General features: G+C 28.9%; 15 protein-coding genes and 1 tRNA gene. 9 read left to right on the top strand and 7 right to left on the bottom strand.

What is annotated here, in order from left to right:
- Positions 1–3: 3 nt before the first annotated feature.
- Positions 4–681, bottom strand: coding sequence for a DNA repair protein RadC (gene radC, locus GFU93_RS04835; protein WP_160567683.1), 678 nt, complete (start codon positions 679–681; stop codon positions 4–6).
- 12 nt (positions 682–693) lie between these two features.
- Positions 694–1,203 (bottom strand): hypothetical protein, encoded by a 510-nt coding sequence (locus GFU93_RS04840; protein ID WP_160567685.1) that lies wholly within the window; start codon positions 1,201–1,203, stop codon positions 694–696.
- Positions 1,204–1,393: 190 nt separating this feature from the next.
- Between GFU93_RS04840 and GFU93_RS04845 the strand changes: the two genes are divergently transcribed.
- Positions 1,394–1,467, top strand: a tRNA-Asn gene (locus tag GFU93_RS04845).
- A gap of 323 nt (positions 1,468–1,790) precedes the next feature.
- Here GFU93_RS04845 and GFU93_RS04850 read toward each other — a convergent pair.
- The 3 genes from GFU93_RS04850 to GFU93_RS04860 all read right to left on the bottom strand — a co-directional run bounded on the left by GFU93_RS04850 (position 1,791) and on the right by GFU93_RS04860 (position 4,809).
- Positions 1,791–2,996: a sigma-70 family RNA polymerase sigma factor gene (locus GFU93_RS04850; protein WP_160567687.1), complete on the bottom strand. Its 1,206-nt coding sequence runs from the start codon at positions 2,994–2,996 to the stop codon at positions 1,791–1,793.
- Positions 2,986–3,342 carry a YciI family protein gene (locus GFU93_RS04855; RefSeq protein ID WP_160567689.1) on the bottom strand — a complete coding sequence of 119 codons (357 nt, stop codon included), beginning with the start codon at positions 3,340–3,342 and terminating at the stop codon, positions 2,986–2,988. Before GFU93_RS04855 ends, GFU93_RS04850 begins: the two co-directional genes overlap by 11 nt.
- Positions 3,343–3,966: 624 nt before the next feature.
- Complete coding sequence (locus GFU93_RS04860) at positions 3,967–4,809, bottom strand: hypothetical protein (RefSeq protein WP_160567691.1); 843 nt, start codon at positions 4,807–4,809, stop codon at positions 3,967–3,969.
- 942 nt (positions 4,810–5,751) lie between these two features.
- Here GFU93_RS04860 and tssD point away from each other — a divergent pair.
- A complete protein-coding gene (tssD, locus tag GFU93_RS04865) occupies positions 5,752–6,144 on the top strand; it encodes a type VI secretion system tube protein TssD (protein ID WP_160567693.1) in 393 nt (130 codons plus the stop codon).
- Positions 6,145–6,420: 276 nt separating this feature from the next.
- Here tssD and GFU93_RS04870 read toward each other — a convergent pair whose 3' ends face one another.
- Entirely contained in the window at positions 6,421–6,810 is a 390-nt protein-coding gene (locus GFU93_RS04870; protein ID WP_160567695.1) for a hypothetical protein, read from the bottom strand.
- A 104-nt stretch (positions 6,811–6,914) separates the two neighbouring features.
- Between GFU93_RS04870 and GFU93_RS04875 the strand changes: the two genes are divergently transcribed.
- Complete coding sequence (locus GFU93_RS04875; protein ID WP_160567696.1) at positions 6,915–7,370, top strand: regulatory protein RecX; 456 nt, start codon at positions 6,915–6,917, stop codon at positions 7,368–7,370.
- Here the strand turns inward: GFU93_RS04875 and trxA are convergent.
- Complete coding sequence (gene trxA, locus GFU93_RS04880) at positions 7,367–7,663, bottom strand: thioredoxin (RefSeq protein ID WP_160567698.1); 297 nt, start codon at positions 7,661–7,663, stop codon at positions 7,367–7,369. The genes GFU93_RS04875 and trxA overlap by 4 nt on opposite strands.
- A gap of 271 nt (positions 7,664–7,934) precedes the next feature.
- Here trxA and GFU93_RS04885 point away from each other — a divergent pair, with 271 nt between their 5' ends.
- The 6 genes from GFU93_RS04885 to GFU93_RS04910 all read left to right on the top strand — a co-directional run bounded on the left by GFU93_RS04885 (position 7,935) and on the right by GFU93_RS04910 (position 18,144).
- Positions 7,935–11,297: a hypothetical protein gene (locus GFU93_RS04885; RefSeq protein WP_160567700.1), complete on the top strand. Its 3,363-nt coding sequence runs from the start codon at positions 7,935–7,937 to the stop codon at positions 11,295–11,297.
- A gap of 275 nt (positions 11,298–11,572) precedes the next feature.
- Positions 11,573–13,636 (top strand): thioredoxin family protein, encoded by a 2,064-nt coding sequence (locus GFU93_RS04890; RefSeq protein WP_160567702.1) that lies wholly within the window; start codon positions 11,573–11,575, stop codon positions 13,634–13,636.
- A 62-nt stretch (positions 13,637–13,698) separates the two neighbouring features.
- On the top strand, positions 13,699–14,388 hold the full coding sequence (locus tag GFU93_RS04895) for a Sir2 family NAD-dependent protein deacetylase (RefSeq protein ID WP_160567704.1): 690 nt from the start codon (positions 13,699–13,701) through the stop codon (positions 14,386–14,388).
- 145 nt (positions 14,389–14,533) lie between these two features.
- The gene (locus tag GFU93_RS04900) at positions 14,534–15,694 is read left to right on the top strand and encodes a GlmU family protein (RefSeq protein WP_160567706.1); all 1,161 of its coding nucleotides are present in this window, start codon (positions 14,534–14,536) and stop codon (positions 15,692–15,694) included.
- 147 nt (positions 15,695–15,841) lie between these two features.
- Positions 15,842–16,870, top strand: coding sequence for a PLP-dependent cysteine synthase family protein (locus GFU93_RS04905; protein WP_160567708.1), 1,029 nt, complete (start codon positions 15,842–15,844; stop codon positions 16,868–16,870).
- A gap of 23 nt (positions 16,871–16,893) precedes the next feature.
- Positions 16,894–18,144 (top strand): pyridoxal phosphate-dependent aminotransferase family protein, encoded by a 1,251-nt coding sequence (locus GFU93_RS04910; protein ID WP_105297230.1) that lies wholly within the window; start codon positions 16,894–16,896, stop codon positions 18,142–18,144.
- Positions 18,145–18,168: the final 24 nt, after the last annotated feature.

Genomic DNA, 18,168 nt, shown 5'->3' on the forward strand with positions numbered 1-18,168 from the left:
CTTTCACAGTAAATTTTCATCGGCAAAACTGAAAAAAGAGGTTTGCGTAACAATTAAATGATCCATCAAAGTTATATTTAATAAGTTCCCTGCTTTTTTTATTTCATGGGTAATTTGTATATCAGAATTGCTGGGCTGAATATTTCCTGAAGGATGATTATGTGATATGATTAATGAAACTGCATTAAGTTCTATAGCATGTTTAAATATTAGTCGATTATCAACCATTGTACCGGTTATTCCTCCTTGAGAAATTTTTTCTTTACTTAATATTTTATTGGATCTGCTTAAATAAATTACCCAAAATTCCTCTATCATCAAATCACCAATAATAGGTTGAAGAATATTATAGGCATCTTTCGAAGAAGAAATTTTTTCTTTTTTTAAGGCTTGCTGTAAGGATTTTCGTCTTCCAATTTCAAGAGAAGTGATAATTTCAATTGCTTTAACTTTACCTACTCCGTTAAATTTGCATAAATCTCGTATGGTTAGCTTTGCCAATTCATTCCAATTATGATTTACGGATGATAAAATTCGTTGAGCAAGAGTAATGCTGCTTTCAGATTTCGAACCACTACCTAAAATTATAGCAAGAAGTTCTGCGTCTGATAAGGATTGTTTTCCTCTCAGTAATAATTTTTCTCTGGGTCTTTCTTCTTCAGCCAATGATTTGATGTTCATAGTGAAAATTTTTTAGATTCCGTCTTGAATATCTTTTTGTAAATACAAAATTGCCGTAGACGAAGGAGAAGCGTCTTCCATCGATTGTTTAATGATTTCCTCTTGAATTTCTTGTATTGAAGAATCTTTCATAGCTTCAATAGTATTTTTTATAAGCAATTGGGTTGCATTCTTTGCCGATAAAATAATCTTCCACGAATTCGGATTTATATAGAGTTGTTGTGCTAAATTGTGATCGAATTCTGTTTGAATGGTTTCTATTAAAGTGAATTCATAAGATTTACTATCATCCGTAGGAGTTACTCGTCTTATTAAAGAAGAAGGGCGTATTCTTTCTAAAAAAAGAGTCATACGTTCATAAGCTTGTAATTTATTCGGTAAAATATTTTCAGAATATTTTAGACGCAACTCAAAACTTCTTCTTTCTCTTTCTGATTGAAAAAAACGGGTTAACATAAACAGAAAACCTCCCATAAAGAGCACTAAAATCAATAAGAATACAAGCAATATAGATATGTCCATAATAATTATATAAGTTAGACAGAGACAAAAATACTATTTTATATTAAAAAAAGTATCTTATATGAGCTATATATTAAAAAAATAAAAGTTTTTTTCATTGATACTTATGTACTTAGAATTTAAGATGAAAAAAAGATTAAAAAATATTTGGAGCATATATAAAATTCTTCTACATTTGCACTCACAAAATTCCTCCTTAGCTCAGTCGGTTAGAGCATCTGACTGTTAATCAGAGGGTCGCTGGTTCGAGCCCAGCAGGAGGAGCTAAAAAAAGAGTTACATAATTTGTAACTCTTTTTTGTTTTGTATACTTAAAACTAAGAAAATTAATTGATAGTAATTTTTTGCTTATAAATTTTAGTTGTTAATTAGTTTTTATCTATTTAGTTCTAATATCTTTGTAAGATTAATCTACATGGCGGAGAGTAATATTCCAATATATATACATAGCATAAAATACTAAAACTATATAAATTGAAATAATTAGTATAAAAAAATATAAATTTTGATTTTTTAGTATATACTTAAACTTATTTGTTCTAAAAAAATAAATATTAAACAATGTAATCATTATTTATTTTGCTTTTTTAAATAAAACTTTTTAAATATTCTTTTCTTATTTTTTGTTTCATTTTATTACTAAGCGTAAGAATTATTTCATGTGACTCTTTAGAATTGGACTCTTTCGTTATTATAGCTTTTACTAAAGAAAAGTATAGATGATGATCTGGTAGTTGATTTTGAACTTCTGAAAGAATGTTCATGGCTTTATCTGTTTTTCCAATTTTGCTTAAGCAAAATGAGTAATTAAGTCTTAGTATTGGTGATTGCGAGATTTCAAGCATCATTTCATATAAAAATGATATTTCAGTCCAATCTTTTAAGCTAAAATCTTTTTTAGACATATACTTACTGATGATAATTGCTTCAATATAGTATTTGTTACTATTTTTGGGTTTTTTAATATGATGGAAGGCCATAGTAAGCAATTTTTTGTTCCATTTGTCTCGATTTTGATTAAAAAAGGAAATTAATTTCCCATTATTAATTTTTGCAGGAATTCTTGATATGTGAAAAAATAAAACGGCGAGTAAATTACTGGTTGAAGTATAATTGAATTTATTATATAATAATCTTGTCAAAACAAATGATTCTAAGCATAAATCTTTATTCACAATATTTTCAGTCTTTTCATTAAAAGAATCAAAGCCAATATTGAAAACGGCATAAAGGATTTCTTCAACAATTGATATTGTTTTTTGATTAACCGGAACGGAATTTATTTCGATTTTTTGGCAATTTAAATCAATATTAAGTTTCTTTTTAGTTCGGTTAATGCTTTTATAAATAGCTTCTTGATTAATTAAAGTAGATTCACGAATTTCAAGCATGCTTAACCCAAATATATTTTTGAGTATAAAAATAATTTTAGATTGTGTGGATAGGCTGTTTAACGAAGAGATAAATAGTATCGTTTGTAAACGAAGATCGGTTTCATATGGTTCTACTTTTTCATCTTCTGTAAGTTCTATTGAAAAATTATAATCTTCTTTTTGTTTGCGTTTTATTATATTTAGTAAATCATTACGAGCTACCATAAATAGCCAATTTTCTATATTTTTTGGTATATTATTTTGTTCCCGGATTTTCAGATACTTCAAAAAAGAATTTTGAATAGCATCTTCAATTTCAGAAACATGGGTAGCGCCAAACTGAATCACTAATACAGAAAAAAGCTTTCCGTATAACGTTCTGTAATTTATTTTATCTTCAAAAGGTAAATTAGGAATCATAATCTTCCATATTCAAGATTGGACGGATTTCTGTCGTTCCCCCATAATAATGTGTCGGGCACTCTTTAGCTAACTCGATAATAGTTTCTAGATTATCGCTTTGTAATAAATAATAGCCTCCAATTATTTCTTTGGATTCCAAGTATGGCCCGTCTTTAATAACACAGTCTTTACCCATAATAAGCACACCTTTTTCATGTAATCCATCCCCTGAAATTAAATTTCCTGTTTTTGCTAATTTTGAAGCCCATTTCATATGAGCATCAGCTAATGCCTGCATTTCTTGTTCAGATAATTCTTTTAGTTTTTCATTGTTTTCATGTAATAATAAAAGGAATTGTTTCATTTTAAAAGTTTTAATTTATTTGAAGACATTTTATTATGCTATTTTTGGACATTTTTTGAAATAAAAATTTTAAATAATTAAAAAACTTGTATTAGAAATACTATACAAAGATAAAATAAAATAGAATGTTTGATAAAGGGGATTTGGTTATAAATAACAATATAAATTAATCCACCCTTAAGGCTGTTTTAGATGAATTTTCGGATTATATGATTTTATATAAAAGTTATTGCGTCTAAAGTAGTGTTTTTAAGGGAAATTCATTCAGACATATCAAAAATATAGCTAAACTAACGAATTAAAGAAATTAAAAACTTAAATAATTAAAAAGATTTTTATTGAATTAAGTATATGAATGAAAATATATAAAAAAGTGAAAAAATTAAAATCTAGAAATAATAAGTTAGAAAATATTAACTGTGATAATTCAAGTGACAAAGAATATATTAGATGATCAGATACATTATAGATTTATACAAATAAACAGTTTTTTTAATAATTTATTTAACAAGTAATGTAATAATCACATAATTTATCTGAAATTATCTATATGGTAATATTTTTGACAAATTAACTAAACAAAATCTTTTAGTAAACTAATTGATTTATAATTAATAGAAGTTTTTAATTACGATTCATAATCTCATTCCAACATTTTCCGGCAGCCATTGCTCTTTGGCAATCACTACCAATAAAACCAATTTTGCTTTTATCAAAGCATCTTGCAGGCCATCCATTATAATCCATGCAATTTGTAAATTCTCGATCACATTTTCCATTATAACTGAAAGCTGTGCTACAATTTAAATTTCCATGATTTTGATAACAGGAAATGGAACGAGCAGTTACAGTTTTATTTTCTAAGGAGTGATGATTAAAGCTTCTTTCTCCTAAATTAAATACAAAGGTATTTTCAGTAGTATGATCTTTCATTGCTTTTTCTAATTTTTCAGCAAGTAATATTTGATTTCCTTCAATATTATTAAAATCTGTTCCCGTAATGTGTTCGGATGCTTTTCTTCCAATCACTTGTATCCGAGAAGTAGTTTTTAAATTTACAAACGCATCTGTAATAAAGCTTCCTCGATTACTTGCTTCATACGTTTTTCCATTATAGTTTACTATAGCATCACTCATGGGGAAATATACTCGAATAAAAGAATAATCTTCAGCATAATAAATTGATTTGTTAATTTCAATTAATTCTTTTTTGTATAATTCTTGTGCATTCTTAATTTCTTGTGCTTCATCTTTGTTGAAATAGACCGTTTTGAATCCAATTAATTTAATTGAATCATTATTTGATTCCGGATAAAGATACCTTATATATTTTTTTTCGAAAGTTGTAATACTTTCTTTCTTATTCGATATCGGGTTGATATCATTGTCGTTATTACAACTATTAATTAATACTAATCCATTAATAGTAATAAATAAAATTCTAAATAGTAGAAATTTCTTTTTCATTTTTTTGTATTTTATAATTATAAATAAAATATAATAAAGTTAATTTTAAAGATAGCATTTAAAATTTTTAAATATATGAGAAAATTGATTGGTTTGTATAATAAATATGATATAATATGTTTTATTGTAAATATTATATCTGGATTGTTTATAAGTATTTTAAAGTTTAAGTAAATTAATTGGTATTGAATTAAGATCATTATAAATATTAAATTTTTATTTAAAATCAAAATATTTAAGCTCACCAAAATTTATTAAGCCTGATTATCCATTTCGCAAGACGATTTTGAAGTTCTGTTCACAGATCTGGTTAGTGCCGGATATAATCATTTGCAAGTTGATAAACTATTAAAAAGGTAAAAATTTTATGCGAACGTTAGATCAATTGTTTGCCACATTATATAAACTCAATTACATCGAAAAAAGAAAGATACTGGAATATTCTTTAAGGAAAGGAAGGAAAATAAAACAATTTAAAATTTATAATATGGAAGTATTACATAAAAAAGATAGATGGATTTCTTTCATACTTTTTATATCTTCATATACTTTAATAGTAATAATTATTGATATACCAATATTCTTTAATTGTCAATTGTCTTAGAGAGAAAATTGAGAACTTAGAAAAGAAAATACATCGATTATTAATGAATTTAGATATCAGGAAAAGTCTGTAAATCAAATGGAAATTAAAAGAAATATATTGATTCTAATGATATTTCCAACCATGATATATATTATTATCAACAGAAAGCTATTTAAGGTGGGAATTTATTGCAGACATATATAAATTATTACAAGAGATTTAAAAGTCTATAGGTAATTGAATAATAACAAATAGGTATTTTAACAATAAATTAACGTGTTGAATTGAGATAAGATTATATAATATAATTATATTTGTGGTATAAATATATTTTATTAATTATTAGTTTTTTTATTATGTCTTTTAAATCTAAATTAGAAGTAGGGGGTAAAAAGTACAACATTTTGAGTGTTAATTATTCCTTAGCTCAAGAAACTGATCCAACCGGACGTCCATCTTCTCAGACCAGAGGTGGAAGAATTGAAGTAACAGTAGAATCAACAGGAGAATCTGATATCTTCGAATGGATGACTAATAGTTTTGAGAGAAAAGATGGTAAAGTTATCTTTGTAAAAAGAGATTCTGATGATACTTTGAAAGAATTGTCATTTACAGATGGTTATGTGGTTAAGTACAGAGAAAATTTTGATGCTTTCGGCGCCAATTCTCTAACTGAAACGTTTACTATTTCAGCAAGGACTATTAAAATGGGTACAGGTAAACATGTTAATGAATGGCCTAATACTTAACGTTAATAACCTCCTATAAAATGAATTTGGATTTCATTAGTTCCTATAGTAGCAAAATCACTTTCCATAAGCAATGTGGCTTATGAAACTGTGTGTAAAATTGGATAATTAAGTATATCTATATAAAATCTTAATTACAAAAATTTAAAATTTTATGTAATTAAATTAAGGTTAAAAAAAGGCAATTTTATCGCCTTTTTTTGTTTTAAAATATAAAATAATATCCTACAGAAATCAATGCTAAACTTTACTCAAAATAGTATTAGATAGCAAGATTTATTTAGATGTTTCTCTTTTTTTCTTTTTTTTCTGATCCGAATTAATCGCATTTTCCCGTTTTAGTTTTAAATATTTATCAAACTGTTCAGATGATAACACTTCTTTTAATTTAAAATCAATTTCCCTGTTGTTGTTTTCTATCAAAAAACGTATCTCTTGATTATCAATGCCTGCATCCATTGCAATTTTTAGATATGTAGTTTTTTCTAATATGAATTCTTTAAGCTCTAATTTTTGAAAATCGTCAAGAATAAGGTCTTTATCTAACGTTGTGATTTGCTTTTCAGTAATTTCTTCTGGCTTAAAAGAATTGTTATTTTGCGCATAGGAAATTGAAAAAGTAGCTACAACTAAAAATATATGTAAATAGCTCTTAAAAGATTTCATGTTCTAGAAATTATTGTTATAAAAATACTTAAAAAATCGGGTTAATAAACTTAATACAAAAAATTTTGAAACTTTTTTATATTTTAGTACATAAATAAGATGTCGTGCTTGATTTGTCCCAAATAAAAAAAAAATTAGCAGATTATTGCGTCTATCAGGATCGCTGTCATTATGAGGTTGAACAAAAATTGAAAGAATTAAGAACTTTGAATGAGGATGAGAGGGGAGAAATACTCATATGGTTGATACAAAATAACTTTTTGAATGAGGAAAGATTTTCTAAATCATATGCTAGAGGGAAATTTTATCAAAAAAAATGGGGGAAGATTAAAATTAAGCAAGGATTAAAGCAAAAGAGAATTCCAACTAATTTAATAGATAAAGGGATTGAAGAAATTAACGAGGATGATTACAAATCAACTCTCATGGAGTTGACTGAAAAAAAATGGAATATTATTAGGGAATCTGAAGTATATTTAAAAAAGAAAAAAATATATAATTATCTCTTACAAAAAGGATATGAATACAATTTAATCAACGAAATACTTAAGAATTATTAGGAGTATTGATTTAACAAATCTATAATTTCTTGAGCTGCTCTTACACCGCTTTCTCTCCATTTTATTTCTCCTTTTTTAAAAATAATTAGAGTGGGTACTGATTGAATATGATATGCATTTGCCAATTTTTGATTTTTATCTATATCAATTTTAATAATTGTTGCTTTATCTCCAATTTTTTCTTTAACCTCTTTCAATATTGGTGCTAACATTTTACAGGGTTGACACCACTCTGCGGAAAAATCAATTAACACGGTTTTATCTCCTTGAATTATTTCGGTAAAATTTGACATAAATATTCCTATTTATTATTTATATAGTTTAATACAAAAATTAAACCGTTGGGTAAATTATTACGATTTTTTACATTATTGAAAAGTCATTTTAATTTTTTAGTTGAAGATTAAGATAATGTTATTAAAAGTAGTAAACTAAATTGTAGTGAGTAAAATTTATTGAATAAAATAAAGTTTTATCAATTAATGGGTATATCAAAAAAAAGTATAAATTCGTTAATTTATAAAATTGCTAAGTAGATCAATATTCATACTAATTACTATATGCTTGGGATTATATATCCAGGCTCAGGATATTGATTGGAAAAATCCAAATTTCAAGTGTAAAAAAATTGTAATAAAGGACACCTTAGTAGTACTTGATTCTCTAACGATTATACCTGAGCCGATTTCCATAAAGAATAAAAATAATGAAGAAATAAACTCCAAATTATACTCATACCAATCGCTGCTAAATGCGATAAAAATTGATCCTTTATTGATAGGTCAAGAATTAAAAATTTGTTATTACCTATTTCCTGAAAAAAAAGAAAAAATAATTTATTCTAAAGATACGTCACTAATAGTGAGAATTAATAAGCCTGTAAAACTTTATGAAATAACTGAAAAAGTAAAGAAAGATAATGAATTTTTTCAAAATTTGACAAGTTCAGGGACCTTAATTAGAGGAATCACTTTTGGAACCAATCAAAGTGCTTCCGTTCAGTCTTCATTGGATTTAGAGCTATCCGGTCATTTAAGCAAAGATGTTATGATAAAAGCAGCTATATCGGATCATAATATACCTATACAAGCCGACGGATATACCCAACGATTGGATGAATATGATAAAATCTATATTGAGCTTTCTAATAAAAATTCTTACTTAAGAGCGGGACATTTAGATTTGATTCAAGAACAAGATTATTTTGCCAATTTCTCGAGAAAGATTACGGGTATGCAAATTGGAACACGAATAAAACGTACAAATTCATTTACCGATTTATATGCTTTAGGTTCACTTTCCAGAGGTGAATTTAATCGAATGAAATTTACCGGAATAGAAGGGAATCAAGGGCCTTATAAATTAAAAGGAAAACAAGGAGAACTTTTTATAATTGTATTATCAGGGTCAGAAAAAGTTTATATGAACGGTGCATTATTAAAAAGGGGCGAAGATCAAGATTATACGATCAATTATAATACGGGAGAACTTACATTTACCTCTAAAACCTATATTTCGTCCAATAGTCGTATAGTAGTAGAATATATTTATAATACCACCACTTATACACGTTTTTTACTATATACGGGTGGAAAATATCAATCAGAAAGATTTACTTTTAGTGCCAATATATTTTCTGAAAATGATACCAAAGCTAGTAATCAGGAACTGACAGATAAACAAAAAGAAGTTTTACGTGAAGCAGGAAACGAAATAGACCGAATGTATGCGCCGAATGCGGTATTAACCGAATATGATCCAAACAAAATTTTATATAAAAAAATTAATACGGGTCAAGAATTAATTTATCAATATTCAACCGATAGCTCAGAAGAATTATATACACTTTCATTTACCTATATGGGGGCTAATAAAGGAAATTATAAAATTGTATCACTTCCAGTAAATGGTCGTGTATATGAATATATTCCTCCAATTGACGGGATATTACAAGGGGAATATGAACCCGTAACCCAATTGATTCCACCTCAAAAAACACAAATAGTTTCAACTCATGCAGAATATAGGTTTAATAAAGGTAATTTGGGTGTTAATTTGGCACTAAGCGATCATGATGAAAATACGTTTTCGTCTATTGGAAATGGCAAAAATAAAGGATTTGCAAGCAAATTATATTTAAATAAGAATATAGATAAAAAATATTGGAATAGTAATTTTAATTTATCCCATATTTTTATTCAAAAAAACTTTCACATCTTAGAAAGAATTAACCAAGTTGAATTCGATAGGGATTTTAATATTTCACAAGAATTCAACGGCATAAATCAGAACCAATTAAGTCTGGGTTGGCAAAACAGACTATATGAAAAATGGAAGTTAAATTACACCTTAAATTATTTAGAAGAAGAAAATTTTTATAAAGGATACAAAAATGATATACACCTGGGATATGCTGCTAATAATACAGCCATATCTACAAATGTTAGTTATTTGTATTCCAAACAACAAGACAGTATCCATTCTAATTTTATAAAGCATATTTCGGAAATTAATCAACAAATAGGAAAGGTGAAAGTAGGAATCGGTTTAAAAGGAGAAACCAATAAAGTTAAAAACAATTTACTGTCAAAATATACCTCATCCAGTTTTAACTGGAATGAAATATATGCAACCTTACTCACAGATAGCGCAAAATTTTTTACCGAATTAAAAATTTATGCCAGAACAGATGATTCCGTACGTATTGGTAAACTGAAAAATTTTACCACTTCCTATGGAACGATCATAAACAATCAATTGATACAATCTCAAAATCATAATTTAAATATTGATTTCCATTATCGTAAAGTGCATTACAGTAAAGCTATATATACAAACCAAAAAGATGAAAATTACTTATTAGGATCTATTCATTGGAATAAAATTTTACTTAAAAGCGGATTAGTCTTAAATTCTGAATATGAGTTGTCGAGTGGTCAGGAAGCCCAAAGAGAATTTAAATATGTAAAAGTGACGGATGGAAAAGGCATATATAAATGGACGGATTATAATGGGAACGGAATAGAGGAAATTGATGAGTTTGAAGTGGCAGAATTCAGCGATCAAGCACAATATATACGAGTTTATACAGACAATGTAAACTATTTAAAATCAAATAATAATAAATTACTGTTTACCATACATGTACATCCCTCTCGTTTTCTTAATTCCGACTGGTGGAAAAGAATAACCTTACAATCTGCTTTTCAATCGATTTCATCTTACAAGAAAAAAAATAAAACCGTTGAACTTAATCCGTTTTCCAATAAAGATCTCTTGTCTCAGACACAGAATATAACTACAAATTTATCATTTAATCGAATCAGTGTACACAAATGGACCGGAGCTTTTCAATTCATGGAAAATAACTCTACACAATTTATATTTACCGGAAAAGACAAAAGAAATAGTATCAATTTTCAAACTTTAGTAAATTATAAACCATGGGATTTATGGATTTTTTCTCTTCAAAATAATTTTATCACAGATAAAAGTAGATCTCAACTTTTTGTTACCAAACGATTTACCATTGAAACAACAGCTTTTCATCCTTCATTAACCTATGAAATTCAAAAAAATATCAGCCTAAGAGCCTTACTAAAGTATCAACATAAAAAAAACAAATTAGGAAATGAACGGTTAGAATGGAAACAAGCCGGATTTGAATGCCATTGGAATGATGAGAAAAGAACCTCTCTTACCGGCACTTTTTCATATATAAAAAATGAATTAAAAGGAAATAATTTTTCCTTGGTATCCAGTCAGATGATGGAAGGGCTACTAAGTGGAAAAAATATGATATGGAAAGCATACCTTCAACGAGAACTTAGCTCTGTTTTTACATTGAATATTATATATGATGGTCGCAAAAGTGAAGATTCAAAAACCATACATACGGGAAGTGTTCAGATAAAAGCTTCGTTTTAATCATTAAATTCAACACTTAAAGATAAGATATACCAAAAAAATTTTGAATAAATGATTGTAATTTGGTAATCAATCATATATTGTTTCAATCATGAAGTGTTTATAAATCAGATAATAACCATTTAATAAATAAGAAAAATTTTAAATTTTACTGTCATTTTTGGAAAAAAAAGATGGGATTTCCAAAGTAAAATTAAGATAAAATCAGTCGATTATATTTGTGAAATTTATTACATTTGGTTCATAAACTAAATAATTCTAACATAAAGCTTATCATGAAAAAACTGATTTGGATTTTTTTTGTTCTTGCCCTAGTAGCCAATGCTCAAGTTAAGAATCCTATCCAGTGGAAATCGGAAATAAAACATGAAAAAGATAATATCTATGAAGCCGTATTCACTGCAATTTTAGAATCGGGGTGGCATGTATATTCCAAAGATATAAAGGTTGAAAATGCAATTCCAACTTCATTTTCATACCCCGAAAATTCCTCAATAAAATTAATTGGTCCAACTAAAGAAATTGGTAAAAAAATTGAAGAATATTCCGATGTATTTGAAGGAACTTTGATTTATTATTCCAATAAAGTTGAATATAGGCAACGAGTTGAGGTTTTAGGTTCTAAACCGGTTGTATTTGAAGCAGATGTTGAATATCAGATATGCAATGATAAAGTATGTTTAGCACCTGATGAAGAAACCTTTTCATTCAAATTGATCCCTAAGTCAATAAATCAAGATAAGTCAACGGTCTTACTTAAAGACACGATTAAGCAATTGACTCAACCGAAACCAAAAATAGATTCCGTTCCTTCAACTCCAATAAAAGATTCCGTTCAACCAATAAAAACAATTGCAGAAAGCAATAAAAATCAGATCATTATACCCGGCTTTAATATAGCTGAACCCATAAATAAAGATTGCGGAGATAGGATAATTAAAAAAGAAGGTTATATATGGATTTTTACATTTGGTTTTTTAGGAGGATTGGTAGCTTTGCTAACCCCATGTGTATATCCTATGATTCCATTAACCATATCCTATTTTACCAAACATGCTAAAAGTAAAAAAGAAGGCAAGAAAGATGCCTTGATTTACGCTTTTTTCATAGTGTTAATTTTCGTATTATTCACACTGCCCTTTCATCTTATAAGTGGTATAAATCCGGATATTTTTAATCAGATTGCCACCAATGTATGGTTGAATCTAATCTTTTTTGTGATTTTTATACTGTTTGCTTTTAGTTTTTTTGGATATTACGATATAACGTTACCCGGATGGATGGCTAATAAATCTGATAAAGCTTCCGAATCGGGAGGTATAATAGGTCTTTTTTTCATGGCTTTAACCCTGGTAATCGTTTCATTCTCATGCACCGGTCCTGTTTTAGGAAGCATACTGGCGAATGCAATTCAAAACCCGAATCAATTGACCGTGGCATTTGGAGGATGTGGATTAGCTTGGGCACTAATGTTTGGAATATTTGCATTGTTTCCTCAATTTTTACATACGATGCCAAAATCAGGAGGATGGATGAATACCGTTAAAGTTGTTTTAGGTTTTTTAGAATTAGCTTTAGCGTTCAAATTTTTATCAAAAGCAGATTTAGTAGCTAAAACTTTCTTGTTGAAAAGAGAAATTTTTATTGCGATTTGGATCCTTATTTGTATTTCAATTGTATTATACTTATTAGGTGTAATTAAATTTCCTCACGATAATAAAAAAGTAAAAATCAATGTAGGAAGAATAATTGGGGCTTGTCTCTTTGGACTGATTGGAATTTATATGATCCCCGGATTGTTTCCTTCAGAAAAGCCTAATTTAAAATTGCTTAGTGGACTTACTCCACCTATGCAAATTAGCATATATCCAAACAACCAAAAAAATGGTGTTTTAGGATTGACCATCTTTCATGACTATGAGAAAGCACGGGAAACGGCAAAAAAGGAAAATAAACCCATTCTCATTGATTTTACTGGTTATGGATGTGAAAATTGCCGAAAAATGGAAGAATATGTGTGGAGTGAACCGGATATTTGGAAAATCTTACACGATAAATTCATAATTTCATCTTTATATGTTGATGATTCAGAAGAATTGCCTAATAATGAGCAACAAATCCTTCATTTAAAAGATGGAAGAAAAAGAAAAATCAAAACAATAGGAAATAAATGGTCTACTTTTCAAAGGGAGAACTTTAATTCCAATTCTCAACCATTCTACGTATTAGTAACACCGGATAATAGAATTTTAAATTTTCCGGTTGCAGGTTATATGGATAAAGAAGAATTTAAAAATTTTCTGCTATGTGGATATAATACTTATGATGAGTTAAAATAAGATTTTAAAAGGAGAAAACCTATTTTTAAAAATAATTAGTTAACTAATTGAGTGCATAAAATATGAAAAAAAAATTAGTTGTATTAACAGGAGCAGGCATGAGTGCTGAAAGCGGTTTAAGCACATTCAGAGATTCAGGTGGATTATGGGAAAATTATAAAGTGCAAGAAGTAGCCTCAATAGAAGGATGGTATAAAAACCCGGAATTAGTGCAGAATTTTTATAATATGCGAAGAGCCGAGTTGCAAAAACATGACCCGAATCGGGGGCATCATTTGCTCAAAGAATTAGAATCCATTTTTGATATTTCAATTATAACTCAAAATGTTGACAATTTTCACGAAAGAGCTCAATCAACACATATACTTCATTTACACGGAGAACTGACAAAAGTAAGAAGCGAAACTAATGAATCACTAATCTATGATACGCTACAAGATGTTCATATGGGAGACTTAGCAGAAGATGGTGGACAATTACGTCCCCATATAGTATGGTTTGGGGAAATGGTTCCTGAAATGGAAAATGCTATTGAAATAACTCAAAATGCCGATATTTTTTTAGTCATTGGAAGCTCTCTGCAAGTATATCCGGCTGCATCATTACTTGATTTTGTGCCGGTTACTTCAAAAATATTTGTCATAGATCCTAAACCGTTCCGAACCTCATTACGCAATGATATTATATTCATACAAAAAGGAGCATCCGAAGGATTAGAATATTTTAAAGAACATTATGCTAACACTTTATAAAAATAAATAATAAGACATTATAAAAAATAGAGAATCAGTATTTTAACTATTTTATACGTAAACTAATTAAAACTTTTAACTGAAATAAAAGAATAAAAACTATGATATAATTTTTTATATTTGAAAAAATAATAAAGTATATACTATGAATATTATTCTTTTTGATGGTAAAGAGTATTCCGATCTTTTACCCTTAACGTTTACGCGACCGGTAGCAGAATTAAGGATGGGAATATTAACATTTGCAGAAAGATGGAAACATATTTTTCAAACGGAAAAAATCTCTTATCTAACTCAAGGATATCTTTCAGAAAAATATACTCTTCAAATTGAAGAAGAAAACGTATTTATAAATCCCGCCTATTTTCCAAATCAAGATTTTATTTACCAATTAAAAAATTTAAAATTCGGAGAAGCTTTTTATTATCAGGAAGAGTTGGTAGCAGCAAAAACTACTCTTGAAAATTTCCAATTAAATAATTTTGTAAAAAAATTGGATATAATATTTGAAAGCTTTCATATACAATATCCTTGGGATTTATTTACTTATAATTCGGATGCCATTACTTATGATTTCCAATTAATTACACAAGGCAGAAAATCATGTACCTTATCAAATACCGTTAAAATTATAGGAGATCCTTCACAACTATTTGTTGAAGAAGGTGCCGTAGCCGAATGTGCAATACTCAATACCAAAGAAGGGCCCATTTATTTAGGAAAAAATTCTGAAATTATGGAAGGAGCGATGATTCGAGGTTCCTTTGCCTTAGGTACGGGTTCTAAAATAAATATGGGAGCGAAAGTATATGACGGAACAACAGTCGGACCGTATTCCAAAGTGGGCGGAGAAGTTAATAATATTATAATCTTAGGATATTCAAATAAAGGACATGACGGTTTTGTAGGAAATTCGGTAATAGGTGAATGGTGTAATTTGGGGGCTGATACCAACTCCTCAAACTTAAAAAATAATTACGCAGTAGTTAAGCTTTGGAATTATACAAAACAAAAGTTTATTAAGTCAGGATTACAATTTGCAGGGATGATCATGGGGGATCATTCTAAATCAGCTATAAACACACAATTTAATACCGGCACGGTAGTAGGAGTTTCTGCTAATATATTTACTTCCGGTTTTCCACCTAATATAATAAAATCTTTCTCATGGGGTGGTAAGTCAGAGAGTCCTAATTTTAAATTGGAACAGGTATTTGAAGTTGCAGAAAGGACTATGAAAAGAAGGGGAATTGAATTATCAGAACAGGATAAGAAAATTATAGAATATATCTATAACAATTACTAATAATTTATACGGATTTTCTAATAAAGTATGATATAAATTTTTAATCAATTTGTATATGTTAAATTTCATTCAGTTAAATTTTTTGTAAGAAAAAAAAATTATAAATTTGCCCCTTGAATTAATTATATAAATTAATAATAAGATAGGATGGCTGGAACTTATAATAATGTTCTTGAGTTAATTAACAATACGCCGTTAGTTCGCTTAAACAGAGTAACAGAAGGAATGAAAGGTTCTTTTTTTGCAAAATTAGAATGCTATAATCCCGGACACTCAACTAAAGACAGAATTGCGCTTCATATTATTGAAAATGCTGAAAAACAAGGTTTATTAAAGCCAGGAGCAACTATAGTTGAAACAACTTCAGGAAATACAGGTTTTTCCATAGCTATGGTAAGTATCGTAAAAGGCTATAAATGTATAGTAGCAGTTAGCGATAAAACAAAACCTGAAAAAATCTCTTTTCTTAGAGCAATGGGAGCTAAAGTTTATTTATGTCCGGCTAATGTTCCGGCAGATGATCCCAGATCCTATTATGAAGTTGCCAAAAGAATAGCAGCAAATACCCCTAATTCCTTATATATTAATCAATATTTTAATAAAGAAAACACAAAATCTCATTATTTAAGTACAGGACCTGAAATTTGGGAACAAACGCAAGGGGAAATTACCCATCTTATTGGATGTACAGGAACCGGAGGAACACTTACTGGAGCTGCACAGTTTCTCAAAGAAAAAAATCCTGATATTAAAGTAATAGGAGTAGATGCAGTAGGTTCAGTATTAAAAAAATATTTTGAAACAGGAGAATTAGACCGTAACGAGATCAAACCTTATCAAATTGAAGGCTTAGGTAAAAATTTAATCCCGGGTGCTTTAGATTTTTCTGTTATCGATCAATACGTTAAAGTATCAGATGAGCCCAGTGCCTATGCTACAAGAGAATTAGCTCTTAAAGAAGGAATGATGGTAGGATATACCAGTGGAGCAAGCTTAACAGCAGCACGTACAATAGCAGATACTTTTAGTGATAACTCATTGGCTGTTTTAATTTTTCCGGATCACGGTTCCAGATATATGACTAAAGTTTTCAGTGATGAATGGATGTCATCTCAAGGTTTTGTTAACAGCAAATTGAATGGGTTAGAATCTCACGCTACTGTAGAAAAAATATAACTAACTTTGGTTAAATTGTAACAATGGATATTTTTGAAAGAATAAAAAATAATCCCGGTCCACTAGCTAAATATGCGGACTATGGGGAAGGAGAATATATATTTCCTGTTCTAGAAGGAGAAATCAGCCCAAGAATGAAATTTAAGGGTAATGACATGATCATCTGGAGCATTAATGATTATTTAGGATTGGCTAATCATCCTGAAGTGCGAAAAGCAGATGCAGATGCAGCAGCTCAATATGGTATGGCTTATCCAATGGGAGCGAGAGCCATGTCGGGTCAGACTCATTACCATGAAGAATTGGAAAAACAATTGGCTAATTTTGCAAACAAAGAATCAGCTTATTTATTAAATTTTGGATACCAGGGAATGTTATCGATTATAGATACATTGGTTTCCAAAAATGATGTAATCGTTTACGATGTAGATAGCCATGCTTGTATAGTTGATGGAGTTAGACTTCATTTTGGAAAAAGATTTACCTATCAGCACAACGATATAGAAAGCTTGGAAAAAAACCTGAAAAGAGCGGAAAAAAATGCAGCAGAATCAGGAGGTGGTGTTTTAGTTATCACCGAGGGAGTTTTCGGAATGAGAGGAGAGCAAGGTAAATTAAAAGAAATTGTAGAACTGAAAAAGAAATACAATTTTAGATTATTAGTTGATGACGCTCACGGATTCGGTACACTTGGTAAAACAGGAGCAGGAGCAGGAGAAGAGCAGGGCTGCCAGGACGGTATAGATGTTTATTTTTCAACATTTGCAAAATCTATGGCCGGAATTGGAGCATTTGTAGCTTCTAATAAAGAAATAATCAGATATTTAAAATACAATTTAAGATCTCAAATTTTCGCTAAATCTTTGCCGATGCCTATGGTGATTGGTGCGTTAAAAAGATTGGAATTGTTACGAAGCAAACCCGAACTTAAAGATAAACTATGGCATAACGTAAAAAAACTTCAAGAGGGGTTGAAAGCCAGAGGATTTGATATCGGTAAAACCAATACTTGTGTAACTCCTGTATATATGCAGGGAGATCCTATTGAGGCTACTTTATTAATTAAAGATATTCGTGAAAATTATAAAATTTTTACCAGTGTTGTAGTCTATCCGGTTATTCCTAAAGGAATGATACTTTTGCGTTTAATACCAACGGCTTCACATACAGATGAAGAAATTGATAAAACCTTGGATGCTTTCGAAGCTGTTAGAGACAAGCTGGTTGGAGGTGTATATAAACAACAAATGACAGATTTAAATTTAAATATTTAATCTTTCTGTTTAAATAAAAGGATA

Source organism: Apibacter sp. B3546 (assembly GCF_009827885.1).
Lineage (GTDB): Bacteria > Bacteroidota > Bacteroidia > Flavobacteriales > Weeksellaceae > Apibacter.

Coding starts and splice junctions, on each gene's coding strand:
- radC (WP_160567683.1), bottom strand. CDS start 681: ATGAACATCAAATCATTGGCTGAAGAAGAAAGACCCAGAGAAAAATTA.
- GFU93_RS04840 (WP_160567685.1), bottom strand. CDS start 1,203: ATGGACATATCTATATTGCTTGTATTCTTATTGATTTTAGTGCTCTTT.
- GFU93_RS04850 (WP_160567687.1), bottom strand. CDS start 2,996: ATGATTCCTAATTTACCTTTTGAAGATAAAATAAATTACAGAACGTTA.
- GFU93_RS04855 (WP_160567689.1), bottom strand. CDS start 3,342: ATGAAACAATTCCTTTTATTATTACATGAAAACAATGAAAAACTAAAA.
- GFU93_RS04860 (WP_160567691.1), bottom strand. CDS start 4,809: ATGAAAAAGAAATTTCTACTATTTAGAATTTTATTTATTACTATTAAT.
- tssD (WP_160567693.1), top strand. CDS start 5,752: ATGTCTTTTAAATCTAAATTAGAAGTAGGGGGTAAAAAGTACAACATT.
- GFU93_RS04870 (WP_160567695.1), bottom strand. CDS start 6,810: ATGAAATCTTTTAAGAGCTATTTACATATATTTTTAGTTGTAGCTACT.
- trxA (WP_160567698.1), bottom strand. CDS start 7,663: ATGTCAAATTTTACCGAAATAATTCAAGGAGATAAAACCGTGTTAATT.
- GFU93_RS04890 (WP_160567702.1), top strand. CDS start 11,573: ATGAAAAAACTGATTTGGATTTTTTTTGTTCTTGCCCTAGTAGCCAAT.
- GFU93_RS04895 (WP_160567704.1), top strand. CDS start 13,699: ATGAAAAAAAAATTAGTTGTATTAACAGGAGCAGGCATGAGTGCTGAA.
- GFU93_RS04900 (WP_160567706.1), top strand. CDS start 14,534: ATGAATATTATTCTTTTTGATGGTAAAGAGTATTCCGATCTTTTACCC.
- GFU93_RS04905 (WP_160567708.1), top strand. CDS start 15,842: ATGGCTGGAACTTATAATAATGTTCTTGAGTTAATTAACAATACGCCG.
- GFU93_RS04910 (WP_105297230.1), top strand. CDS start 16,894: ATGGATATTTTTGAAAGAATAAAAAATAATCCCGGTCCACTAGCTAAA.